This window comes from Mariniflexile sp. HMF6888 (assembly GCF_044335535.1).
Taxonomy (GTDB): Bacteria; Bacteroidota; Bacteroidia; order Flavobacteriales; family Flavobacteriaceae; genus Mariniflexile.
In genome coordinates this window covers 85,511-106,487 of sequence record NZ_JBIQVZ010000007.1, presented here as the reverse complement: position 1 = coordinate 106,487, position 20,977 = coordinate 85,511, and the positions used below count along the sequence as shown (strand labels likewise).

Genomic DNA, 20,977 nt, shown 5'->3' with positions numbered 1-20,977 from the left:
CTTAATTCATAATTCTTAATTCAATTGTCATCTCCATTTCATAATCGTCCATTATAAAGCCATTACCAATATCCGTAACCATTTCTTTGGTTTTGATAAAACCCATTTTTTCATAAGCAAGAATCGAATTCGTATTATACTTATTTACATTTAGTTTTACTTTTTTTAATTTAAAAGAATGTGCTAATTCAATAACATGTTGCATCGCCGCTTTTCCTATTTTTTTTCCGCGATAATTACTTAAAACATAAAGTTTGCTCAGGAATAAATAATCGCGTTCTTTTTTAACACCAATATAACCAACTGGACTCTCATTATAAGTGATATAAAAAAACAAAAAACCTTGATTAACTTGATCTTCCAAAGCCTGAACAGAATTATATTTATTGAGCATATATTCAATCTGTTTCAAACTAATTATAGATATGTAATGCTCATACCAAATAATATGGGCTAACTTTGAAATACAATCAAAATCAATGCTCTTGGTTGCTGGAATAATTTTTATCATACATTAGTGATGAATAATTAATAATGAATAATGAATAATTAATGATGGATGTCTTGCAAAAAAGTGCCTGACAGTTTTGCCCTCGCTTCAAGGCGAGGTAGAAACGGAAGCCCAAGGAATTCTTTAGATTAAATGACATAAAAGAATATCATAAAAAAGTGAAACACCGCGCCTGCTAGCACAAACAAATGCCATATAACATGGTTATAGGGTATCTGTTTAATGGCATAAAAAATGATACCAACGGTATATGCCAACCCGCCAAAAAATAAAAGCAGCACACCATTGCTATCCATTAACTTTGAAAGATTAGTAAAATCGAACACAATAAGCCAACCCATTACCAAATACAACAAGGTAGAGAATATTTCAAACCTACCCGTAAAAAATAGTTTTAAAACAATTCCAAAAGCAGCGATTCCCCAAACGGTATAAAATAAGATCCATCCTAAACTTTGGTGCAATGTGATGAGTAATACAGGCGTGTAAGTGCCAGCAATAAGAAAGTAAATACTAATATGGTCTATAATTCGGAAATAATGTTTTTTAACCTCATCTTTTACCGAATGGTATAATGTTGACGCCGTAAACAAAGTAATAATAGAAATCCCGTAAACAATAACACTAAAAAGGCTCCAACCTGTTTTATTGCTGTTAAAGATAATGAGTATAACCAATCCTAAAATACCAAAAACAGCACCAATGGCATGTGAAATGGCATTTAATCGTTCCTGTAGTGGTGTTTGTTTATAAACTGACAACTTACTTTTTTTTCTGCTTATCCAGCCAGATATCTGTTAAATCATAAAAGTTATACTCTTCTGCTGCTTTTTGTCGAACCAGCAACCCGCTTTTAAAACTTCGTTGGAGAATATCTTCAATAAGGTAATCTTCATAAACATTTTTGGGATCGAAAGGTTTTTTTAGTGAAATATCAAACATACTTGCGGTAGTATTGTACCAAAAGGCACGCCATCCACTACGGAGTTCCTTGACCAACCCAAAGGTCGTTTTTCCTGTTTGTCTGTGTATTAATTTTACCAATATTTGCCCTTCGGTACGTGTTAGCTTTTTTAATTCATCTGAAAACTCACCTTCAATATATTTTTGAATCATTTTAGTATAACGGCGCTTATCACTCGCTTTTTTCATCGATTCCAATCGTGAATTTAAAGAATCTAACCTTTCGGAAGCTAATTTGGCATAAGGATATACTTTAAGCGTTTTTCTACGTAAAATTAAATACTTGATGCGATCTTCCCTACTAGGGAATTTTAAATCGCCAAGTATGTAAATAGGATTTAGATTTATGACGGTTTGTGGTACAGAATCGCCTTCAATAAACATATATTCATATTCCAACGTATCCTCTTCCTCATCCTTAATTTGAGCAAAGAAAAAAACAGGGTATAGTAAAAATATAAATATTATAAAATTCTTCATAAAACTTTTGGAGCTATAATCTTCCAAAATTAACAAATTACAATGTTTAAAACATTTTTTTGTATTTATATTATTAATTTAGTGCAAAATTTTAACACATTACGATGAAAAGCATTTTAAACAAAAAGTCTATGGACTTTTTAGAATCATATTTGAACAATGCAGCGCCTACAGGTTACGAATGGACAGGGCAAAAACTGTGGATGGATTATTTAAAACCTTATGTAGATGAGTTTATTACCGATACCTACGGAACCGCTGTGGGCGTAATAAACCCAAAAGCTAAATACAAAGTAGTTATTGAGGGGCATGCCGATGAAATTTCTTGGTACGTAAATTACATTTCAGATAATGGATTGATATATGTGATTAGAAATGGTGGAAGCGACCACCAAATAGCGCCTAGTAAGGTTGTAAATATTCATACGAAAAATGGTATTGTAAAAGGTGTTTTTGGATGGCCAGCAATCCATACCCGTGATAAATCTAAAGAAGAAGCCCCAAAGCCAGATAACATTTTTATTGATTGTGGTTGCAAAACCAAAGAAGATGTAGAAAAATTGGGGGTTCATGTGGGTTGCGTTATCACTTATCCAGACGAGTTCCATATTTTAAACGGTGATAAATTTGTGTGTCGTGCACTAGATAACCGCATGGGTGGTTTTATGATTGCCGAAGTAGCACGTTTATTAAAAGAAAACAAAAAAACCTTACCGTTCGGATTGTACATTGTAAATGCCGTACAAGAAGAAATTGGTTTACGTGGTGCCGAAATGATTACACAAACCATCAAACCAAATGTGGCGATTGTTACGGACGTAACGCACGATACCACCACGCCTATGATTGAAAAGAAAACACAGGGTGATTTAGAAATGGGTAAAGGCCCGGTAATAGCCTATGCCCCTGCGGTACAACAAAAGCTTCGCGACTTAATTACAGATACTGCCGATGCTAAAAAAATACCATTTCAGCGTAACGCTTTATCGCGTGCCACAGGTACCGACACCGATGCTTTTGCATACAGTAATGGAGGTGTTGCTTCTGCCCTCATTTCATTGCCATTACGCTACATGCACACCACGGTTGAAATGGTACACAGAGAAGATGTCGAAAACGTTATAAAACTTATATACGAAAGCTTGCTTAATATTAAAGAAGGGGAGACTTTTAGTTATTTCAAATAATATTATTTGTGAAGCTGTCAAAAAAGTCTAGTTCTATGTCATCCTATTGAGCTTGTCGAAATATTTTAACTTACGGGTAATCAATATCGGTTTCAACAAGCTCAACCTGACAAATTAAATTTAAAGGACTTTTTAGAAGATAGCCTCCTTTTTAAATGAATTTATTTCATGGACGAATACATAGACATTGTTGATGAACACGGAAACCCTACGGGAAAATCGGAATTGAAATCAGTAATTCATCAAAAAGGTTATTTCCACCATACGGCGCACGTTTGGTTTTACACCAAGGATGGCGAGGTACTATTATCGCAACGTTCAGCAAAAAAAAGTATTTGTCCGCTTATGTGGGACGTATCGGTTGCAGGACATATTGATGCAGGCGAGACTCCAAAACAAAGTGCTATTAGAGAAGCTGAAGAAGAAATTGGCATCGTAGTTTCAGAAAGTGATTTACAACCTATTGGTGTTTTTAAATGTTTTCAATCGTATGAAAATGGGATGATAGACAATGAATTTCATAATACCTTTATTGTCGAAATCACCGTACCGCTTTCAAAATTAACAATTCAAGAAGAAGAGGTTGAGGCTTTAAAATTTGTTACGCTCGATGCCTTTAAAAAACTTATAGAAAATATTGGTGAAGACAATCACTTTGTACCTTCAAATAAACCGTATTACCAATTGGTATGGCAATCTATTATGGAAAAACTGTCTAAATCCACCTCATGAACTTGCTCCTTTTTGCCATTGCTCCCACGCTTATTATTGTACTCTACATCTATTTAAAAGATAAATACAAGAAAGAACCCAAACGTTTATTGCTGTATAATTTTTTATTAGGAGCCATAGTGAGTATTCTCATAACAACCGTTATGTATTACGGGTTTAGTATACTCTTGCCTCTTACAAACCAAACCAGTGTTTTACAACAATTTATAAAAGCTTTTTTTGTAGTTGGCTTTACTGAAGAATTGAGCAAATACCTTATTGTTCGTTATTACGCGCAGACTCATAAAGAATTTGATGAACCTTTTGATGGAATTGTATATGCGGTTATGGTATCGATGGGTTTTGCCGCTACCGAAAACATTTTCTATGCGCTGGAAAGTGGTATGCCTACAGCTGTTTTAAGAGCCTTTACCACAGTGCCAGCACATGCCACGTTTGGTATTTTAATGGGCTACTTTATGGGAAAAGCAAAATTTTCTAAAAATAAAACAGTCTTGAATTTAGTTGGATTGTTACTTGCCATTATTTTTCATGGAGCCTATAACTTTTTCTTGTTTATAGACTTTATTCCAGGGGTTTGGATAGGTGCCTTTATATCGCTACTTATAGGGATTATTTTGTCTAGAAAAGCCATTAAAAACATCAATTGAATTCTAATTTTAAAGTTTAATGTTCATAAATATTTTTAGTACATGACAAAAATCCAAATATCAATTAATGATTAATGATTAACAATACAAAATAGCCACTAGTAAATAGTCAAATCAACGAATCAACAAATAAACAATAATGTTAGGTAATTAGGACTTCGACAAAGCCTGTGCTGAGCTTGTAGAAGTGCTTAGTCTGATAAACTAAACATCAATTTATATTGCTTTTTTTTAGAATAAAAATAATACCTCAATGTAACACTCTTTAATTTTTGTCATGCACTAAAATAAATCTTATAAAAAATGAATACTTCAAAAGAATTAATAAAAACCACAAACTTACTTTTAGAGATAGCATCACTCCTTATGGTTTCTGGAGCTAATACGATACGAGTCAATTTGAGCATTAATAGATTTGCTGCTGGTTTAAATTTTAAAACCTCCTGCTTTATAAGCCATAAAAGTATTATTATGACTTTATATGAGGAAGATTCAACCCAAAGTTGTACGAGAGTAAAGAATATTCCACCGTATGCCATCAATTTTTCTATAATTTCTGCTATTAGTAAAGCCAGTTGGAGCGCAGTAAACGAAAACTGGACACTCGAACAAATTTCCAATGACATTGAAAAAATAAAAACCCAAAAAAGATATTCGAAACTAACGGTCCTTATAGCTGTGAGTTTGGCCGGTGCTGGGTTTTGCAATATTTTTAAAGGTGATTATTTGAATATGCTTGTGGCTTTTATAAGCACATTTATTGGTTTACTTGTTTTTCAGTTGACCCATAAAGAAAAGTTCAATGTATATATTCGGATATTTTTTGGCTCATTTATAGCCTCTTTATGCGCAAGTGTTGGTATTGTTTACAATATTGGTGCAAACCCCCAAACAGCTTTAGCTACCTCTATTTTGTACTTGGTGCCCGGTGTCGCTTTAATTAATTCATTCACCGATTTATTAGACAATAATATAATAAATGGCATGGTACGCTTTACAACAGGACTTATGACGGTTTTGGCTATTGCACTAGGCTTATTTATAACTATGCTCATTTTTCAATTAAACTAATATGATGGACATTATAATAAAATTATTAGAAGTTGCTGTTTGGTCTGGAGTGGCAGCATTAGGGTTCGGAATACTTTTCAACATTCCAAAAGGAACTATTGTGACTGTTTTTGTTTTAGGCTTTTTCGCTGGTTTAATAAAATTTACACTCTTAAAATTTGACATACACATTGTATTGTCCACTTTTATTGCGGTATTTTTTGTTGCTATTATTAGTATCCCAACCGCGCATAAAATACACCACCCACCAGTGGTTTTTTGTGTTCCACCAGTAATACCTATGATTCCTGGTTATTTTGCTTATGAAACCGTTTTATCTGTTATGAATTTTATTTTTATAGAAAAAGATACTGTTAAAAGAATAGCGCTTATAGATTCTATTTTCTCTAACGGATTTACCATGTTTTTTATATTGATTTCGATAACTGCCGGCATTTCGTTACCCTTGCTTTTATTAAGAAAAAGTACGGTTAAGAAGATTGAGGGTTAGCCTGAAAAACACAAACACTATGAACTTTTCTGAAGCCCTTTCAATATAACAATTCCAATTCTAGAAATAATAAACGTAAACGTACCAAACAGCATCGTTAAAAAGGTGACTTTTAACCCGCCTCCCATCTTAGAAATATCACCCGTACCTTCAAGGGTATCAAAGGCCTCTATCATACCCATTATGGATGCTAAAATTCCTAGCACCAATCCTAACAGACTCATGTCTGATACCAAAGAAATCATTTTTTTAAACGTCGCCCCATCTTTATTTAAACGTAGAGCTGCCTTAATTAAAAAGAAAATGGACAGCAATAAGGAAATTAAAATAAGGGACATAAAAAATGGACCACCTTCGTTAAACCTTTTGGCTAATTCACCACCAATTGAAGGATTCTGAGTACTGATTACTAACATATTCATAATTATTTGATTTAAATTAAACATGCTACAAACTTAAAATGTAAATGTTTGACTCAAATTAAAATGCGATAGATGACCAATTTAGTGATTTAAATAACAATATGTTAAAACAATTGCTTAATTGGTTATTCGTCTACAAAAAACAAAATAGCTATAAAAATATGCTATCATTGTATTGATATTTGGTAAAGATGTTAAAAAGACAATTCATTATAAAAAAAATAGGTCAGCTATTGCTACATATATTATTTTGGTGTGGTGTTTTGTTATTTTACACTTACTTTTTTGGTTTTAATAGTACCAACTTTAATTATATCTTATCATTCTCCTTATTTTTAATGCCCATTACCATTACAACGACCTATGTTTTAATTTATAAAATAATCCCCGAATACCTTATAACAAAACGGTATTTTCGTTTTGGATTATACAGCATATATACCTTTATAATTTCTGCCTACCTTATTGTAATTTCTGTTTTTTATGGATTGATTTATCTATCCAACTTTCAATATGCAAATATGGCACCCATCAGCAGAAACTTATTGTTTGTTGGCACTGCCGTATACCTAGTAGTTATTATTGTTAGTGCCTTTAAATTATTAAAACTAAATTTAAATCACGCTGAAAAAACCAAAAAGTTAGAAACCAAAATTCTAGAAGCCCAATTAAAACTAAAAGAGCAGGAATTGAATTATCTGAAAATGCAAATTCATCCCCATTTTTTATTTAATACCCTAAATACGCTATATGGCTTTGCTTTAAAAAAAGCTGATGAAACTCCTGAAATGATATTAAAACTATCTAATTTACTGGATTATTTACTCTATCAAATTGATAAACCCTTTGTGCTTTTAACAGATGAAATAAATCATATTAAAGACTATATTGAATTAGAAAAAATGCGATTCAACAATACCCTTTTTGTTAGTTTTAATTGTAATAATGGTATTGAATCCGTCAACGATCTCAAGGAAAACCCACGAGGCATTTATAAGAAGAACATTGAAAATTCGAAGCAAACCTCGGAGCATTCAAATCTCGATTATCGAGTAAAAATTGCCCCCATGTTACTACTAACATTTGTGGAAAATAGTTTTAAGCATGGTAGATTAAAAAACAGTATTTTAACCATTAAAATTGATATCTCCTGTACTAAGGAAAACATACATTTTTCAATAGAAAACACAAGTTCAAAAAGTGAAATACCAAATAAAGGCATCGGATTGCAAAATATTCAAAAACGGCTTGACCTTCTATACAAAGACCATTACATTCTAAAAGTTGACAACAAAGAAGATCTTTTTAAAGTAACCCTGATACTAAAACATAGCTAATTGCAAAACCAAAAAAACATATCCTGCTTAATTGTTGATGATGAAGCTATCGCAAGGGACGTTATAGCAACCCATATTTCAAAGATTGAAAATGTTACCATTGTAAAAAGTTGTAGCAATGCCATGGAAGCTTTCAATATCATTCGTACCCATACTATTGATTTGCTTTTTTTAGACATTAATATGCCCGAGATTTCGGGAATTTCATTGGCTAGGTCTATTAATAAAAACATTAAAATCATATTCACAACGGCCTATCGCGATTATGCCGTGGAGGGTTTTGAGCTTCAGGCAGTTGATTATTTATTAAAACCCATTTCTTTTGAACGCTTGTTACAAAGCATAAATACCTATTTTGAAGTATATCACCAACCTAAAACAACTAATGAAAAACCTTTAGAATCTAATAGTTTTATGTTTGTCCGTTCAGACAGACGCATGATTAAAATAGATTTTGAAACTATTATTTATATTGAAAGTTTTAGTGATTACATTAAAATTCACTTAAAAAACGAAATTATAGTTACACGGGAAACGATTAGTGCCATTGAGGCTAAACTTCCAAACAATCAATTTTTAAGAATCCATCGCTCCTATATCATTTCAATTGCATATATCAACTCCTTTACTAACGAACATGTGGTCATTAACCATAAAGCCTTAACGATTAGTAGAAGTTACAAAAAAGAGGTTTTGGAACGGTTGGAACGGTATTAAATCAAGGCGATAAAAAACTACAATAAACGGAAATAGGTAAAAAAGATTAGCCAAATTTATTTTAATAATCGCTATAAACTTCGTATGTTAAATTGATAATTATTTCATGTTGTTTTTCTGGTACAGTTTCTAATTTATATGCAACTTTTAAATCATAATCATTTATTTCAGAAATAAAATTTCCAGAATTAGTATTGTATAATCTTCCTAATACTGGACTTTCCTCATAGGATCCAGGATAAACATCTGCAAACACTTCAAAAGGATAGAACTCTTTATTAATCTCAAAATCTTCATTAAAACCAAGCATTATTCTCGTAAAAGGATTGCTATTATTTTCATTCTTTGTTACAAAATTAGTTGTAAACTCTATAGGCCTTATGAGTCGAATTTTATCTAAATTTAAATTATTATCTATCGCTATATCAACCAACTTATAATTATCTTTTTTTAAAACTCCTGAATAATAATATTCCCCTGTCTCTTCAGTAGTAAAATTAAAATCATAGGAAACTGTAATGACGTCTTTTTTAAGGTTAGCGAGTGGTACAATAGTAAATGTTCTCACATCGGTCCATAAACTATATTTTTGCGGATAACTAATATCTGTAGTTCTTATTCTGTATGCCACAAAAACAGAATCTGTGATTACACCATTGTACGGACTTAATTGATAATAGTGAACAAATTGATTACCATAACCAGCAGTTGGTATATTATTTAACAAATGAAATTTCTGGTAATCAAAACAATCATATGGTTTATCAAGCTCAATAATTTGTAGTTCACTATTCCATAAGTCTATAGGTAAATCCCATTTAATTTCAACTATTTCATTAGAAAAAAATATAGGAGAATTAGGATTAGATGGCGAACTTATTAGGGGTTTATCATATACAGGCAAATATTTTAAACTGTCTGGTGTGGGCATAAGCATTTCACAAGGATCTGTAAATATAAATTGTGGCTTATCTGAATTAGCATCACAAGAGGTAATTAATTTTGTTATAACACAGCTAATAAAAATGAATTTGATTTTATTTATACCCCACATACAACGAGCTAATTTATTTTATATTTAAAAAATAAAAGAGGCTGTCTAAAAAGTTCTTTAAATTTAATTTGTCAGGTTGAGCTTGTCGAAACCGATATTGGTTATCAGTAAGTTAAAATATTTCGACAAGCTCAATATGAACATAGAACTAGACTTTTTAGACAGCCTCTTTTATTATCAAAAGATTCCTTCCCGATAGCTATCGGGATCGCAGGAATACTATATATGCAATGCTCTATCGTCAGTAGCCGCTAAAGCTGCTTCTTTGATAGCTTCGGTAAATGTTGGGTGTGCATGGCTCATACGGGATACATCTTCAGCTGATGCTCTGAATTCCATAGCAACAACTGCTTCAGCAATCATGTCGGCAGCACGGGCACCAATCATGTGTACGCCTAAAATTTCATCGGTTTTCTTATCTGCTAAAATCTTAACAAAACCATCTAAATCCATACTGGCTCTACTTCTACCTAAAGCACGCATTGGAAAAGACCCCGTTTTGTATTCAACACCAGCTTCTTTTAATTGCTCTTCGGTTTTACCAACCGCAGCAACTTCTGGCCATGTATAAACAACACCCGGAATTAAGTTATAATCGATATGTGGTTTTTGTCCTGCCAACGTTTCGGCAACAAATACACCTTCTTCTTCAGCTTTATGTGCTAACATCGCCCCTTTTACCACATCTCCAATAGCGTAAATGTTGGAAGCACTTGTTTGTAGATGGTCGTTTACTTCTATTTGACCTCTATCTGTTAATTTTACACCAGCAGCTTCAGCATTCAATCCGTCTGTATACGGACGACGTCCTACAGATACTAAGCAGTAATCACCTCTAAATTCAATTTCTTCCCCTTTTTTATTATCTGCCTTTACAATAATTTCATTGCCAACACGCTCTACAGATTTTACTTTATGGGATATATTAATATTGAATTTTTGTTTCTTCAATACTTTATTAAGTTCTTTTGAAAGACCAGCATCCATCGTTGGAATGATACGATCCATAAACTCAATAACCGATACCTCAGCACCCAAACGTTTGTAAACCTGACCCAACTCCAAACCAATAACACCACCTCCAATAACGATTAAATGTTTTGGTATTTCCTTAAGTTTTAAAGCTTCAGTAGATGTTATAATACGCTCTTTATCAATATTGATAAACGGTAAACTTGAAGGCTTGCTTCCTGTAGCTATAATGGTGTTTTTGGCTTCAATTTCAAGAGTTTCATCACCTGAAACGGTAATATGGGTGGCATCTTTAAAGCTTCCTAAGCCTTGATACACATCAATATTGTTCTTCTTCATTAAAAAATCAATACCACCTGTTGTTTGATCTACCACAGCTTGTTTACGGGCAATCATTTTTTCAAGATTTACTTTAATATCGCCAGGAATTTCAATACCGTGTTCTTCAAAATGCTTGATGGCATCTTCGTAATGATGAGAAGAATCCAAAAGCGCTTTACTTGGAATACAGCCCACGTTTAAGCAAGTGCCACCAAGTGTATTGTACTTTTCTATAATGGCAGTTTTCATGCCCAATTGTGCGCAACGAATGGCTGCCACATAGCCTCCAGGACCCGAGCCAATAACGGCTACATCGTATGAATTCATATTATATTATTGAAGTTCGTTTATTAAAAATCGAAAACAAAAATACAAATGTTTTATGGTAAGACAATAAAAAAGAAATCTTAAATAGTTGTAATTGTCATTTCTATTACATTGAAAATAAAACCCGTTATAGATAAGAATCTTTTAAACCAACTCGTTTTATTCCAACAATTTTTCATCTGTTTTTATAGCATTTAATATCCAATCCAATTCGGGGTCTTTATGCTGGTTTCGGTCTTCAATGGTAGGAACAATTTCAACATCGGGCATTATACCATAACCATCGGGCGTTTGTTTATAGGATGATTCAATTTGCATTAATCCCATTCTTATTTTTAGTTTAGAGTTTGGCATTTCGTGAATTTTATAAATACCTGCAACACAGCCATTGTAGGCACCACCCGTTTCCTCGCCTATAAAAACAGCTCTTTTATTGGCTTTTAAATGGGTGGATAGTAGTGACGATGCCGAAAAAGAGTTTCCATTGATTATAACATACAACTGGCCTTTGTAATTTAAAGGATGGGGTTCTTTTTCTTTTGAAAACCTGAAATTATAATAAATCCTACCGTCTTTCTTCTTCGTTTTAATTAAATTTTGGGCAATGATTATAGGAGAAAGAACAATGGTTGATGCTTTAACCACAATGGATGTGGTGTTGCTCATTAAATATTTAAAATAAGGCAAACGGCTGTTTACTTCACTGCCTTCAACCAATTTATATTTTTTGTTAGTTAAAAATGAATAAAGATAATCTACTTCGGTAATTCTTCCGCCGCCGTTATCCCGTAAATCCAAAATAAGATGCTCGGTTTTTAGTGCGTCTATTTTCTTAAAACTTTCTTTATAAAATTTCCTGTAATTACCATTGCTAAATCCCCGGATTTTCATGTAAGCAACCGTGCTATCCTTTCCAATAAAATTAAAATTTCGGGTATATTCTTTTGTTGCAGTTATAAAACCGCGTTTTCGGTTTTCCTTACGTTTCCTTTTCGCAGCCATACGATTTTGCTGCTTTTCTTTTTTGGTTAATTTTTCAGGGGCTCCCTTTGCTAAAGAATCGTTTTTGTTCGTTTTTTCATCTCTTAAGATACGTCTAAAAGTTTTTGTAAAGACAGAGTCTTTTTGTTTGAATTCAATTTTCAAACTATCCAAAAAGCCTTTGTCTTTATAATATAACGTAGAAAAATGGTTGCTTACCGCTCTGTTGTATAGGGTTTGGTTATAACCATCGGATGTAAATCGGGTTTTATATTGTTCCACTAAGTTTGTTGCAATGTCATCCTCAATTTTAAGTACTTCGCTTCCTATAAATGTGGAGTCTTTTCCTCTGGTTCCGACCACCCAAAGTTTGTTATCCAAATATTCAAATTCCAAATCGTAAAATTCGAATTTTCGTTTCTTTAATGCTTTCCGCTCTTTCTTTGTATAACGTTTACTTACCGAACCAACAGAAATATGTCCTTGTTTTATTTGAGCTACTACTGGTGCTAATTTTTTATAAAACTCGCGCGACGTTATTGGAGTTGTTATAGACGTTTTTAAACTATCGAACTTAAAATCCAAAACCTCTTTAGAGGTATATTGATATAATTTGGGATGGTGCTTTTTTAATTGATTGTAAACCTTATCGACATCATGCCTTAAATCTTCAACTGGCTGAGGCTTTGTAATTTGCTCATTATGCTTTTTAATGCTTCCGCAGGAAACCAAAACTATTAAAACGACATAAAATAGGAATTGTTTTTTCATACGCTGCCTTACAATTTTAAGCTTATGTAAATTACTTGTATTTTGATCAATTGAAAAAGGTTTTCTTTTTATTTAACGTTTCAATAAAATGGTATGTGGGCCTAAGAGACTGCTTAAGTTTTACCCTTTGCTCTTTTATGTGCCTTTTTCCACCATACTTCAGCTATTTTTCGGTTCGTGGCTATGTACCTCACCCTCGCGACAGTCTGGCTCCTTCGCTAAAAAGGTCTCCCCCATACCTTTTTTATACGCTCGGCCCTGTCTGACAAAAAAATACTCTATAAAATATTCCAAAAACAAAACTTAGGCAGTCCCTAAAAATAAATTTATGTAGCTTTGTGGTCGATGCAAAAAAATATAAACATACAAAATAAAAAAGCACGCTTTCTATATGACATTTTAGATAAGTACACTGCTGGCATTGTGCTAACGGGTACCGAAATAAAATCGATTAGAAGCAGTAAAGCTTCTATTGCTGAAAGTTTTTGTGAGTTTAACGAAAAAGGCGAACTTTTTGTAATTAATGCTACTATTGAAGAATACGCATTTGGAAATTATTACAACCACCGTCCAAAAGCGGAACGAAAATTGCTTTTAAATAAACGGGAACTTAAAAAATTGCATAAAGAAGTTCAAAGTTCGGGACTTACCATTATCCCGTTACGCTTGTTTATTAATGAAAAAGGCTATGCTAAAATGGAGATTGCCTTAGCAAAAGGTAAGAAACTTTATGATAAACGCGAAACGTTAAAAGACCGCGATAATAAACGCGATTTGGATCGTATAAAGAAAAATTTCAAATAGAAATGGTTTAAGCTTTTTAATTGAAACGAAAAAGTCTTAACCACTTCATAAAATTAATTATAAACATACTTATTAGGTAAATAATCTGTTTAAAATGATAAAAAAACTGCTACTTCTGGTTTTAATTTCTTTTATATCTACAACCATACAATCTCAAGAAAAAGGTAAAGAAGCTCCAAAGGATTATACTGAAAACGTGCTAACCATAGATAGCACCGTCAATTCTTTATATCAAGTAATTTCTGGTGAAAAAGAAAAAAAAAGAGATTGGGCACTATTTAAGTTTTTATTTCACCCAGATGGTAAATTAATTACTTCGGGAAGAAACAATGAAAGGAAATTTCAAATCCGCTACATGAATCCAGACGATTATATTAAAAGCTCGGGTAAATGGATGCTTGAAAAAGGGTTCTTTGAAAAAGAAATTCACAGAACCGTTGATGCTTTTGGTAATATAGCCCATGTATTTAGTACTTTCGAAGCATTTCACAATAAAACTGACGACGAACCTTTTATGCGAGGTATTAACAGTATTCAACTACTTAACGACGGAAATCGCTGGTGGATAATTAATGTTTTTTGGGATAACGAAAACCGAATAAACCCGATACCTAGAAATTATTTACCAAAGTAGGTGTTGTTAGGTGCTGGGTGTTAGGTATTAGGCAAAACTAACTGATTCGTATTATTTTTATTTTTTTGAAGGAAACCCAGAACCCAGAACCCAGCAACCAAAAACCACCACCTAATTCTTATCTTCTAACAAAGGCACAAACCTAAATTCCCCGAACTCGTGTTGTTCAAATTCTTTGATGTCTTTTCTAATAAAAAGAGTCATGATTTGTACATCACCGCCCACAGGAATTACTAACCTGCCTCCTATTTTTAATTGACTCAATAACGGGTTAGGCACAAAAGGCGCACCGGCAGTCACAATAATACTATCAAAAGGAGCTTCTTCTTGTAGGCCTTTATAACCATCACCAAAAATAAGTTTCTTGGCTCGATAACCTAATTTTGGTAAAAAGTTACTTGTTTTTTTAAAAAGCTCTTGTTGGCGCTCTATACTATAGACTTTAGCACCCAGTTCACATAAAACGGCCGTTTGGTAACCGCTTCCTGTTCCAATTTCTAGAATTTTATCTTCTTTTTTTACTTGTAATAATTCGGTTTGAAATGCCACGGTATAAGGTTGCGAAATGGTTTGGTCTGCAGCAATAGGAAAAGCCATATCCTTGTACGCATAATCTAAAAAACCAGAATCCATAAACAAATGTCTTGGCACTTTGCCAATAGCTCCTAATACGGATTCGTTTATTATTCCTTTGTTTTTTAACACATTAACTAGTTGTTGTCGTAATCCTTTATGTTTAAAAGTGTCTTTCAAGATTGGTATAGTTTATAAGGTTAAAATTAAACAAACATTTTTAGGTTATAAAGCTTAAATTGGAATTAATTTTATGTTGTTTTTAATGTGCTGATTACAAATTGTATTAGATACTTTTTCATTAGTGTCTGATTGAAGATTTAAGACTACTTTACTGAAAGAAAATAGAAAATCAAGAAATCATGAATCCTACATATATGAAATGGAAAGCTCGACCCTTATGGTAACTCCTAAATAATTATTTTTAACTAAATTTTCGTATGTAATACTAAAATTCGTGTGTTAAATATCATATTTTTGTTGAAAACGTTAAATATGATGTTAAAAGCTGGAGTACTTGGTGCCGGCCACCTTGGAAAAATTCATTTAAGACTTCTTAAACAATCTGATAAATACGAGCTTGTTGGTTTTTATGACGCCGATGAAACCAATGGCAAAAAAGTAGAAACTGAATTTGGATATAAATTTTTCAATTCTATTGATGCACTTATTGATGCCGTAGATATGGTGGATATTGTAACGCCCACACTATCGCATTACGATTGTGCTAAAAAAGCCATCTCGAAAGGAAAGCATATTTTTATTGAAAAGCCAATTACGAACACCGTTGAAGAGGCCGAGCATATCAGGGAACTTCTTGCCAAAAATAACCTTAGAGGACAAGTGGGTCATGTAGAACGGTTCAACCCAGCATATTTAGCGGTAAAGGATGATATCAAATCACCTATGTTTATTGAAACACATCGTTTGGCAGAGTTTAATCCACGTGGTACCGACGTACCTGTGGTATTGGATTTAATGATTCATGATATCGATATTATTTTAAGCGTTGTAAAATCGAAAGTCAAAAACATTAGTGCCAGTGGTGTAGCGGTAATTAGCAGCTCGCCCGATATTGCCAATGCGCGTATTGAATTTGAAAATGGTTGTGTAGCCAACTTAACTGCTAGTAGAATTTCGCTTAAAAGAATGCGTAAGGCACGCTTCTTTCAAAAAGATGCCTACATATCGGTTGATTTTTTAGAAAAAAAATGTGAAGTGGTTAAAATGAAAGACGCCCCAGAAAATCCGGGTGATTTTGATATGGTGCTTCAAAATGCTGAAGGTGAGAAAAAACAAATATATTTTGACAATCCGCATATTGAAAATAACAACTCCATTCTTGATGAATTAGAGGCTTTTGCCGATGCTATTAATACAAATTCATCACCTGTAGTCACACTTCATGATGGTACGGAGGCTTTGCGTGTTGCTACTCAAATTATTAATTGTTTTTAAAAAACAGCCACGAATTCACGAATGATTATTTGTTAAAATATTAGTGCTTTAGTAGCGAAAAACATAATAAGACTCCCTACTTCAAAGGGACAACAAAACAACTTATTCAATGAAGAATATAGCAGTAATTGGTGCGGGTACTATGGGAAATGGTATTGCACATACCTTTGCTCAAAGTGGATTTGAGGTTAACTTAATTGACATAAGTGAAACATCACTTAAAAATGGTATGGCTACCATTACTCGAAACCTAGATAGAATGGTTGCCAAAGAAACCATTACCGAGGTTCAAAAAGAAGACACGCTTAAAAATATTAACACGTTTACTAGTATTTCTGAAGGTGTTAAAAATGTGAGTTTGGTTGTTGAAGCGGCAACCGAAAACGTGGATTTAAAACTGAATATTTTCAAACAACTGGATGAGGCTTGTGCTAAAGACTGTATTTTAGCTACAAACACCTCCTCTATTTCAATAACACATATAGCAGCGGTAACCTCAAGACCAGATAAGGTCATTGGGATGCATTTTATGAATCCGGTACCTATCATGCAATTGGTTGAAATTATTCGTGGATACAATACCAGTGATATTGTAACGCATACCATTATGGATTTATCTAAAACACTTGGTAAAACCCCTGTTGAAGTGAATGATTACCCAGGATTTGTTGCCAACCGCATTTTAATGCCCATGATTAACGAATCCATTGAAACCTTATACAATGGTGTTGCCGGTGTGCATGAAATTGATACTGTTATGAAATTAGGTATGGCACACCCCATGGGACCATTACAATTAGCCGATTTTATTGGTTTGGACGTTTGTCTATCCATACTACATGTGATGTACGACGGCTTCAAAAACCCCAAATATGCTCCATGCCCATTACTGGTAAATATGGTTCGTGCTGGTAAATTAGGCATAAAATCCGGTGAAGGTTTTTATGATTATTCCGAAAGCAAAAAAGCAGAAAGAATTTCTAGACAGTTTTTGAAATGAACAGTCACAGTCGCAGTTTTCAGAACTGAAACTGATAGCTGAGACTGAAACCTAGCAAAAAATGGCAAAAATAATTCCTTTTAAAGCAGTAAGACCTACCCGAGATAAAGTTGGGCTTGTAGCATCGCGCTCGTACCAAAGCTATTCAAAAGCGGAACTAAAAGCACGATTGGAATACAATCCGTTTTCATTCTTACATATTGTAAATCCAGGCTATAAGTACGATAAAAATATTCATGGAAAAGAACGCTTTAATTTGGTAAAAAACCGCTATTTAGAGTTTAAAGAAGATGCCATTTTTATTCAAGATAAGGACCCTTGCTATTATATTTATAAAATTGTTAACCGCGATGGTAATTCCTTTTCTGGCATTATTGCCGCCGCAAGCACCGAAGATTATAAAAACGATGTTATAAAAAAACACGAAGACACTATTGAGTATCGTGAAAATATTTTTAAAGATTATTTAAAAACCGTTGGTTTTAATGCAGAGCCTGTACTCCTTACCTATCCTGATAATACAACTATTAAAACTGTCATTTCTGAAGTGCAAAAAGAACGTGCCGAGTATGAGTTTACAACACATTTTAGAGACACCCATTACTTATGGCTACTTAAAGACGCCAAATTGATTGATAAAATAAGGCATGAGTTTGAAAAGATAAGCACTATTTATATTGCCGATGGCCATCACCGTTCCGCCTCTTCCTGCTTACTTTCCGAAGATTTAAAATCTGAAAATGACCAACACACTGGGACCGAAGCTTATAATTATTTTATGAGTTATTTAATTCCTGAATCTGAATTAAAAATTCATGAATTTAACCGACTGGTAAAAGATTTAAATGGTCTAACAAAAGAGGCCTTTTTAATTCAACTCGATGCCATTTTTCGTATTGAAAAACGAGGAGAAGAATTATACAAACCTACTCATAAACATCATTTTAGCATGTATCTGGATGGTGATTTTTATTCGTTGTTTTTACGGAAAACCAATCACCAATTCAACACAGTCCTAGATGCTTTAGATACTCAAATTTTACACAAAACTGTTTTAGAACCTATTTTAGGCATTACCGATGTGCGCAATAATACCCGTATAAGTTATTCATATGGTAAAAACGATTTAGTAACCATAAAAAGCAAAGTCGATTCGGGTGAATTTGCTGTTGGTTTTGGTTTAGTGCCCATTACGGTTGATGAACTAAAAGCCATTGCCAACAACCACTTAACCATGCCACCAAAAAGCACGTTTATAGAACCAAAATTACGTAGTGGAGTTACTATTTATGAATTCTAAAAAACTAAGCAATAAACAACTTTACAAATAGCAATGTATATACAAGACAACCTTAATCATATAAAATCCATTTTACCAAAACATGTCACTTTGGTCGCTGTCTCAAAAACCAAACCTGTGAGTGATTTAATGGAAGCCTATAATGCGGGTCAACGTATTTTTGGTGAAAATAAAATTCAGGAAATGGTTGAAAAATATGAAGTCATGCCAAAAGATATTGAATGGCACATGATTGGGCATGTACAGAGTAACAAAGTAAAGTACATGGCTTCGTTTGTCAAGTTAATTCATGGGGTTGATAATTTTAAATTGCTGGAAGAAATAAACAAACATGCCAAAAAACACAATCGAATTATTAACTGTTTGCTTCAAATTAAAATAGCTTCAGAAGATTCTAAATTTGGAATGACAGCTTTGGAAGCTACCGACATATTAAAATCTGATTCATTTTCAAGATTAAAAAACATACAAGTTACTGGTGTTATGGGAATGGCAACGTTTACCGATGATGAAAATCAAATTAAAAAAGAATTCTCGTTGTTAAAAACCACTTTTGATGCTTTAAAATCTCATGAATCTTTTAACTTTAAGCCTGAAACCATTAGTATGGGAATGAGTGGTGATTATGCCTTAGCCATTGATTGTGGAAGTACCATGATTCGCGTTGGAAGTAGTATATTTGGAGAACGGAATTATTAGGCTGTAGGCTGTAGGCTGTAGGCTGTAGGCTGTAGGCTGTAGGCTGTAGGCTGTAGGCTGTAGGCAAATTTAAACTTTTTAACTTTTAACTTTTAACTTTTAACTTTTAACTTTTAACTTTTAACAAATTTACGCAATATTAGACATAGAAACCACTGGTGGTAAGTACAATGAAGAAGGCATAACCGAAATTGCTATCTATAAATTTGATGGTCACCAAGTTGTAGATCAATTTATAAGTCTTGTTAATCCTGAACGCGACATACAACCCTTTGTGGTGAATCTTACTGGGATTAACAACAACATGTTACGCCATGCGCCTAAATTTTATGAGGTAGCAAAACGCATTGTTGAAATTACAGAAAACTGCATTTTAGTAGCCCACAATGCACAATTCGATTACCGTATTTTATGTACAGAGTTTGGTCGTTTAGGTTTTGAGTATATGCGTCCGTCACTTTGTACCGTTGAACTTGCCAAAGATTTAATACCAGACCAACCATCATACAGCTTAGGAAAATTAGTGCGCTCACTTGGAATTCCTGTTTCAGATAGACATCGGGCATCTGGCGATGCTTTAGCTACAGTTAAATTATTCCAAATGCTTTTAGACAAAGACACTGCTAAAAGCATCATTCAACAATCTATCCGATTGAACCCAAAGCTTCAACTTGAACCTAGGCATTTGGATATTATTAATGAGCTGCCTTCTATTACAGGCGTGTATTACATTCATAAGTCTGATGGAGAAATCATCTATATTGGAAAAAGCAGTAATATAAAAAAACGCATCAACCAACATTTTACAAATACCAATCAAAAATCAAAAAGAATACAAGCACATGTTACCGCTGTAACCTATGAAGCAACCGGTAGTGAACTTGTTGCCCTTTTAAAGGAAAGTGAAGAAATTAAACGCGTTAAACCCATATATAACAGGGCATTGAGGCGTACCGTTTTTACCCATGCCCTGTACAGTTTTGTAGATGACAACAATTACATAAATCTAAAAATTGATGTGGTTGATGGCCGTAAAAACCCCATAACAACGTTTAGTAACAGACAAAGTGGCAAAAGCTTTATAACAAAAGCTGTTGAAGATTATAAATTATGCCAAAAACTAACCGGCTTATACAAAACCAAAACCAGTTGTTTTAACTACGATATTAAAGCTTGTGAAGGTGCCTGTATTGAAAAAGAGTCTGCCGAATCTTATAACAAACGCGTTGAAGCGCTAATCAATAAAAACAGCTATAAAAACAAAAACATGGTGATTATTGATAAAGGAAGGGATATCGATGAACATAGTGCCATTTTAATTGAAAATGGGGTTTTTAAAGGTTTAGGTTTTTTTAATTTAAACTATCAAATAAACAATATTGAGGTTTTGGAATCTATTATTACACCCATGAAAAATAATAGAGACACCCAACATATTATTCAAAGTTATCTACGAAAAAACAATAGAGTAAAAATAATTTTGTTTGATTAATAAATTTTAAGAAATTTAGGACAGATTCTAA

General features: G+C 33.3%; 22 protein-coding genes. 14 read left to right on the top strand and 8 right to left on the bottom strand.

Annotated features, from left to right (window positions below; all coding sequences use genetic code 11):
* Nucleotide 1: 1 nt before the first annotated feature.
* From ACGLWY_RS14825 to ACGLWY_RS14815, 3 genes are all read right to left on the bottom strand, one after another.
* Nucleotides 2-511, bottom strand: coding sequence for a GNAT family N-acetyltransferase (locus ACGLWY_RS14825; protein WP_396620451.1), 510 nt, complete (start codon nucleotides 509-511; stop codon nucleotides 2-4).
* 128 nt (nucleotides 512-639) lie between these two features.
* Complete coding sequence (locus ACGLWY_RS14820; protein WP_396620450.1) at nucleotides 640-1,272, bottom strand: hemolysin III family protein; 633 nt, start codon at nucleotides 1,270-1,272, stop codon at nucleotides 640-642.
* Nucleotide 1,273: 1 nt separating this feature from the next.
* A complete protein-coding gene (locus tag ACGLWY_RS14815) occupies nucleotides 1,274-1,954 on the bottom strand; it encodes a DUF4294 domain-containing protein (RefSeq protein WP_396620449.1) in 681 nt (226 codons plus the stop codon).
* A 98-nt stretch (nucleotides 1,955-2,052) separates the two neighbouring features.
* Here ACGLWY_RS14815 and ACGLWY_RS14810 point away from each other — a divergent pair, with 98 nt between their 5' ends.
* From ACGLWY_RS14810 to ACGLWY_RS14790, 5 genes are all read left to right on the top strand, one after another.
* Nucleotides 2,053-3,141: a M42 family metallopeptidase gene (locus tag ACGLWY_RS14810; protein WP_396620502.1), complete on the top strand. Its 1,089-nt coding sequence runs from the start codon at nucleotides 2,053-2,055 to the stop codon at nucleotides 3,139-3,141.
* Nucleotides 3,142-3,309: 168 nt separating this feature from the next.
* Nucleotides 3,310-3,873, top strand: a complete 564-nt coding sequence (locus ACGLWY_RS14805) for an NUDIX domain-containing protein (RefSeq protein ID WP_396620448.1) — start codon at nucleotides 3,310-3,312, stop codon at nucleotides 3,871-3,873.
* Nucleotides 3,870-4,523 (top strand): PrsW family intramembrane metalloprotease, encoded by a 654-nt coding sequence (locus tag ACGLWY_RS14800; protein ID WP_396620447.1) that lies wholly within the window; start codon nucleotides 3,870-3,872, stop codon nucleotides 4,521-4,523. The genes ACGLWY_RS14805 and ACGLWY_RS14800 overlap by 4 nt, the downstream gene beginning before the upstream one ends.
* A 303-nt stretch (nucleotides 4,524-4,826) precedes the next feature.
* A complete protein-coding gene (locus tag ACGLWY_RS14795) occupies nucleotides 4,827-5,594 on the top strand; it encodes a threonine/serine exporter ThrE family protein (RefSeq protein WP_396620446.1) in 768 nt (255 codons plus the stop codon).
* Between the two features lie 4 nt (nucleotides 5,595-5,598).
* Nucleotides 5,599-6,084 carry a threonine/serine exporter family protein gene (locus ACGLWY_RS14790; RefSeq protein ID WP_396620445.1) on the top strand — a complete coding sequence of 162 codons (486 nt, stop codon included), beginning with the start codon at nucleotides 5,599-5,601 and terminating at the stop codon, nucleotides 6,082-6,084.
* 17 nt (nucleotides 6,085-6,101) lie between these two features.
* Here the strand turns inward: ACGLWY_RS14790 and ACGLWY_RS14785 are convergent, their stop codons facing one another.
* Nucleotides 6,102-6,506: a MotA/TolQ/ExbB proton channel family protein gene (locus ACGLWY_RS14785; RefSeq protein WP_396620444.1), complete on the bottom strand. Its 405-nt coding sequence runs from the start codon at nucleotides 6,504-6,506 to the stop codon at nucleotides 6,102-6,104.
* 233 nt (nucleotides 6,507-6,739) lie between these two features.
* On the opposite strand from ACGLWY_RS14785, the gene ACGLWY_RS14780 reads away from it, so the two are divergent.
* On the top strand, nucleotides 6,740-7,843 hold the full coding sequence (locus ACGLWY_RS14780) for a sensor histidine kinase (RefSeq protein WP_396620443.1): 1,104 nt from the start codon (nucleotides 6,740-6,742) through the stop codon (nucleotides 7,841-7,843).
* Nucleotides 7,844-8,560 (top strand): LytR/AlgR family response regulator transcription factor, encoded by a 717-nt coding sequence (locus ACGLWY_RS14775; RefSeq protein ID WP_396620442.1) that lies wholly within the window; start codon nucleotides 7,844-7,846, stop codon nucleotides 8,558-8,560.
* A 61-nt stretch (nucleotides 8,561-8,621) separates the two neighbouring features.
* Here ACGLWY_RS14775 and ACGLWY_RS14770 read toward each other — a convergent pair whose 3' ends face one another.
* The 3 genes from ACGLWY_RS14770 to ACGLWY_RS14760 all read right to left on the bottom strand — a co-directional run bounded on the left by ACGLWY_RS14770 (nucleotide 8,622) and on the right by ACGLWY_RS14760 (nucleotide 12,986).
* Nucleotides 8,622-9,614: a hypothetical protein gene (locus ACGLWY_RS14770; RefSeq protein ID WP_396620441.1), complete on the bottom strand. Its 993-nt coding sequence runs from the start codon at nucleotides 9,612-9,614 to the stop codon at nucleotides 8,622-8,624.
* Nucleotides 9,615-9,833: 219 nt separating this feature from the next.
* Nucleotides 9,834-11,234: a dihydrolipoyl dehydrogenase gene (gene lpdA, locus ACGLWY_RS14765; RefSeq protein WP_396620440.1), complete on the bottom strand. Its 1,401-nt coding sequence runs from the start codon at nucleotides 11,232-11,234 to the stop codon at nucleotides 9,834-9,836.
* 159 nt (nucleotides 11,235-11,393) lie between these two features.
* Nucleotides 11,394-12,986, bottom strand: coding sequence for a S41 family peptidase (locus ACGLWY_RS14760; RefSeq protein WP_396620439.1), 1,593 nt, complete (start codon nucleotides 12,984-12,986; stop codon nucleotides 11,394-11,396).
* Between the two features lie 345 nt (nucleotides 12,987-13,331).
* Here ACGLWY_RS14760 and smpB point away from each other — a divergent pair, with 345 nt between their 5' ends.
* Both smpB and ACGLWY_RS14750 read left to right on the top strand, forming a co-directional pair.
* The gene (gene smpB, locus ACGLWY_RS14755; RefSeq protein ID WP_396620438.1) at nucleotides 13,332-13,790 is read left to right on the top strand and encodes an SsrA-binding protein SmpB; all 459 of its coding nucleotides are present in this window, start codon (nucleotides 13,332-13,334) and stop codon (nucleotides 13,788-13,790) included.
* A 94-nt stretch (nucleotides 13,791-13,884) separates the two neighbouring features.
* Nucleotides 13,885-14,424, top strand: coding sequence for a hypothetical protein (locus ACGLWY_RS14750; protein ID WP_396620437.1), 540 nt, complete (start codon nucleotides 13,885-13,887; stop codon nucleotides 14,422-14,424).
* Between the two features lie 111 nt (nucleotides 14,425-14,535).
* Here the strand turns inward: ACGLWY_RS14750 and ACGLWY_RS14745 are convergent, their stop codons facing one another.
* On the bottom strand, nucleotides 14,536-15,177 hold the full coding sequence (locus ACGLWY_RS14745; protein WP_396620436.1) for a protein-L-isoaspartate(D-aspartate) O-methyltransferase: 642 nt from the start codon (nucleotides 15,175-15,177) through the stop codon (nucleotides 14,536-14,538).
* Between the two features lie 318 nt (nucleotides 15,178-15,495).
* Between ACGLWY_RS14745 and ACGLWY_RS14740 the strand changes: the two genes are divergently transcribed.
* The 5 genes from ACGLWY_RS14740 to ACGLWY_RS14720 all read left to right on the top strand — a co-directional run bounded on the left by ACGLWY_RS14740 (nucleotide 15,496) and on the right by ACGLWY_RS14720 (nucleotide 20,946).
* Nucleotides 15,496-16,455: a Gfo/Idh/MocA family protein gene (locus tag ACGLWY_RS14740; protein ID WP_396620501.1), complete on the top strand. Its 960-nt coding sequence runs from the start codon at nucleotides 15,496-15,498 to the stop codon at nucleotides 16,453-16,455.
* Between the two features lie 109 nt (nucleotides 16,456-16,564).
* Nucleotides 16,565-17,455 (top strand): 3-hydroxybutyryl-CoA dehydrogenase, encoded by an 891-nt coding sequence (locus ACGLWY_RS14735; RefSeq protein ID WP_396620435.1) that lies wholly within the window; start codon nucleotides 16,565-16,567, stop codon nucleotides 17,453-17,455.
* A gap of 61 nt (nucleotides 17,456-17,516) precedes the next feature.
* Nucleotides 17,517-18,755 (top strand): DUF1015 domain-containing protein, encoded by a 1,239-nt coding sequence (locus ACGLWY_RS14730; RefSeq protein ID WP_396620434.1) that lies wholly within the window; start codon nucleotides 17,517-17,519, stop codon nucleotides 18,753-18,755.
* Nucleotides 18,756-18,788: 33 nt separating this feature from the next.
* Nucleotides 18,789-19,454 (top strand): YggS family pyridoxal phosphate-dependent enzyme, encoded by a 666-nt coding sequence (locus ACGLWY_RS14725; RefSeq protein WP_396620433.1) that lies wholly within the window; start codon nucleotides 18,789-18,791, stop codon nucleotides 19,452-19,454.
* A 127-nt stretch (nucleotides 19,455-19,581) separates the two neighbouring features.
* Nucleotides 19,582-20,946, top strand: a complete 1,365-nt coding sequence (locus tag ACGLWY_RS14720) for an exonuclease domain-containing protein (RefSeq protein WP_396620500.1) — start codon at nucleotides 19,582-19,584, stop codon at nucleotides 20,944-20,946.
* The last annotated feature ends 31 nt before the right edge of the window (nucleotides 20,947-20,977 follow it).

Bases quoted from the DNA above. Each gene is read 5' to 3' on its own strand.
- ACGLWY_RS14725 (WP_396620433.1), top strand. From the start codon at position 18,789: ATGTATATACAAGACAACCTTAATCATATAAAATCCATTTTACCAAAA.
- ACGLWY_RS14825 (WP_396620451.1), bottom strand. From the start codon at position 511: ATGATAAAAATTATTCCAGCAACCAAGAGCATTGATTTTGATTGTATT.
- lpdA (WP_396620440.1), bottom strand. From the start codon at position 11,234: ATGAATTCATACGATGTAGCCGTTATTGGCTCGGGTCCTGGAGGCTAT.
- ACGLWY_RS14800 (WP_396620447.1), top strand. From the start codon at position 3,870: ATGAACTTGCTCCTTTTTGCCATTGCTCCCACGCTTATTATTGTACTC.
- ACGLWY_RS14815 (WP_396620449.1), bottom strand. From the start codon at position 1,954: ATGAAGAATTTTATAATATTTATATTTTTACTATACCCTGTTTTTTTC.
- ACGLWY_RS14740 (WP_396620501.1), top strand. From the start codon at position 15,496: ATGTTAAAAGCTGGAGTACTTGGTGCCGGCCACCTTGGAAAAATTCAT.
- ACGLWY_RS14760 (WP_396620439.1), bottom strand. From the start codon at position 12,986: ATGAAAAAACAATTCCTATTTTATGTCGTTTTAATAGTTTTGGTTTCC.
- ACGLWY_RS14730 (WP_396620434.1), top strand. From the start codon at position 17,517: ATGGCAAAAATAATTCCTTTTAAAGCAGTAAGACCTACCCGAGATAAA.
- smpB (WP_396620438.1), top strand. From the start codon at position 13,332: ATGCAAAAAAATATAAACATACAAAATAAAAAAGCACGCTTTCTATAT.
- ACGLWY_RS14735 (WP_396620435.1), top strand. From the start codon at position 16,565: ATGAAGAATATAGCAGTAATTGGTGCGGGTACTATGGGAAATGGTATT.
- ACGLWY_RS14795 (WP_396620446.1), top strand. From the start codon at position 4,827: ATGAATACTTCAAAAGAATTAATAAAAACCACAAACTTACTTTTAGAG.
- ACGLWY_RS14785 (WP_396620444.1), bottom strand. From the start codon at position 6,506: ATGAATATGTTAGTAATCAGTACTCAGAATCCTTCAATTGGTGGTGAA.
- ACGLWY_RS14790 (WP_396620445.1), top strand. From the start codon at position 5,599: ATGGACATTATAATAAAATTATTAGAAGTTGCTGTTTGGTCTGGAGTG.
- ACGLWY_RS14805 (WP_396620448.1), top strand. From the start codon at position 3,310: ATGGACGAATACATAGACATTGTTGATGAACACGGAAACCCTACGGGA.
- ACGLWY_RS14770 (WP_396620441.1), bottom strand. From the start codon at position 9,614: ATGTGGGGTATAAATAAAATCAAATTCATTTTTATTAGCTGTGTTATA.
- ACGLWY_RS14750 (WP_396620437.1), top strand. From the start codon at position 13,885: ATGATAAAAAAACTGCTACTTCTGGTTTTAATTTCTTTTATATCTACA.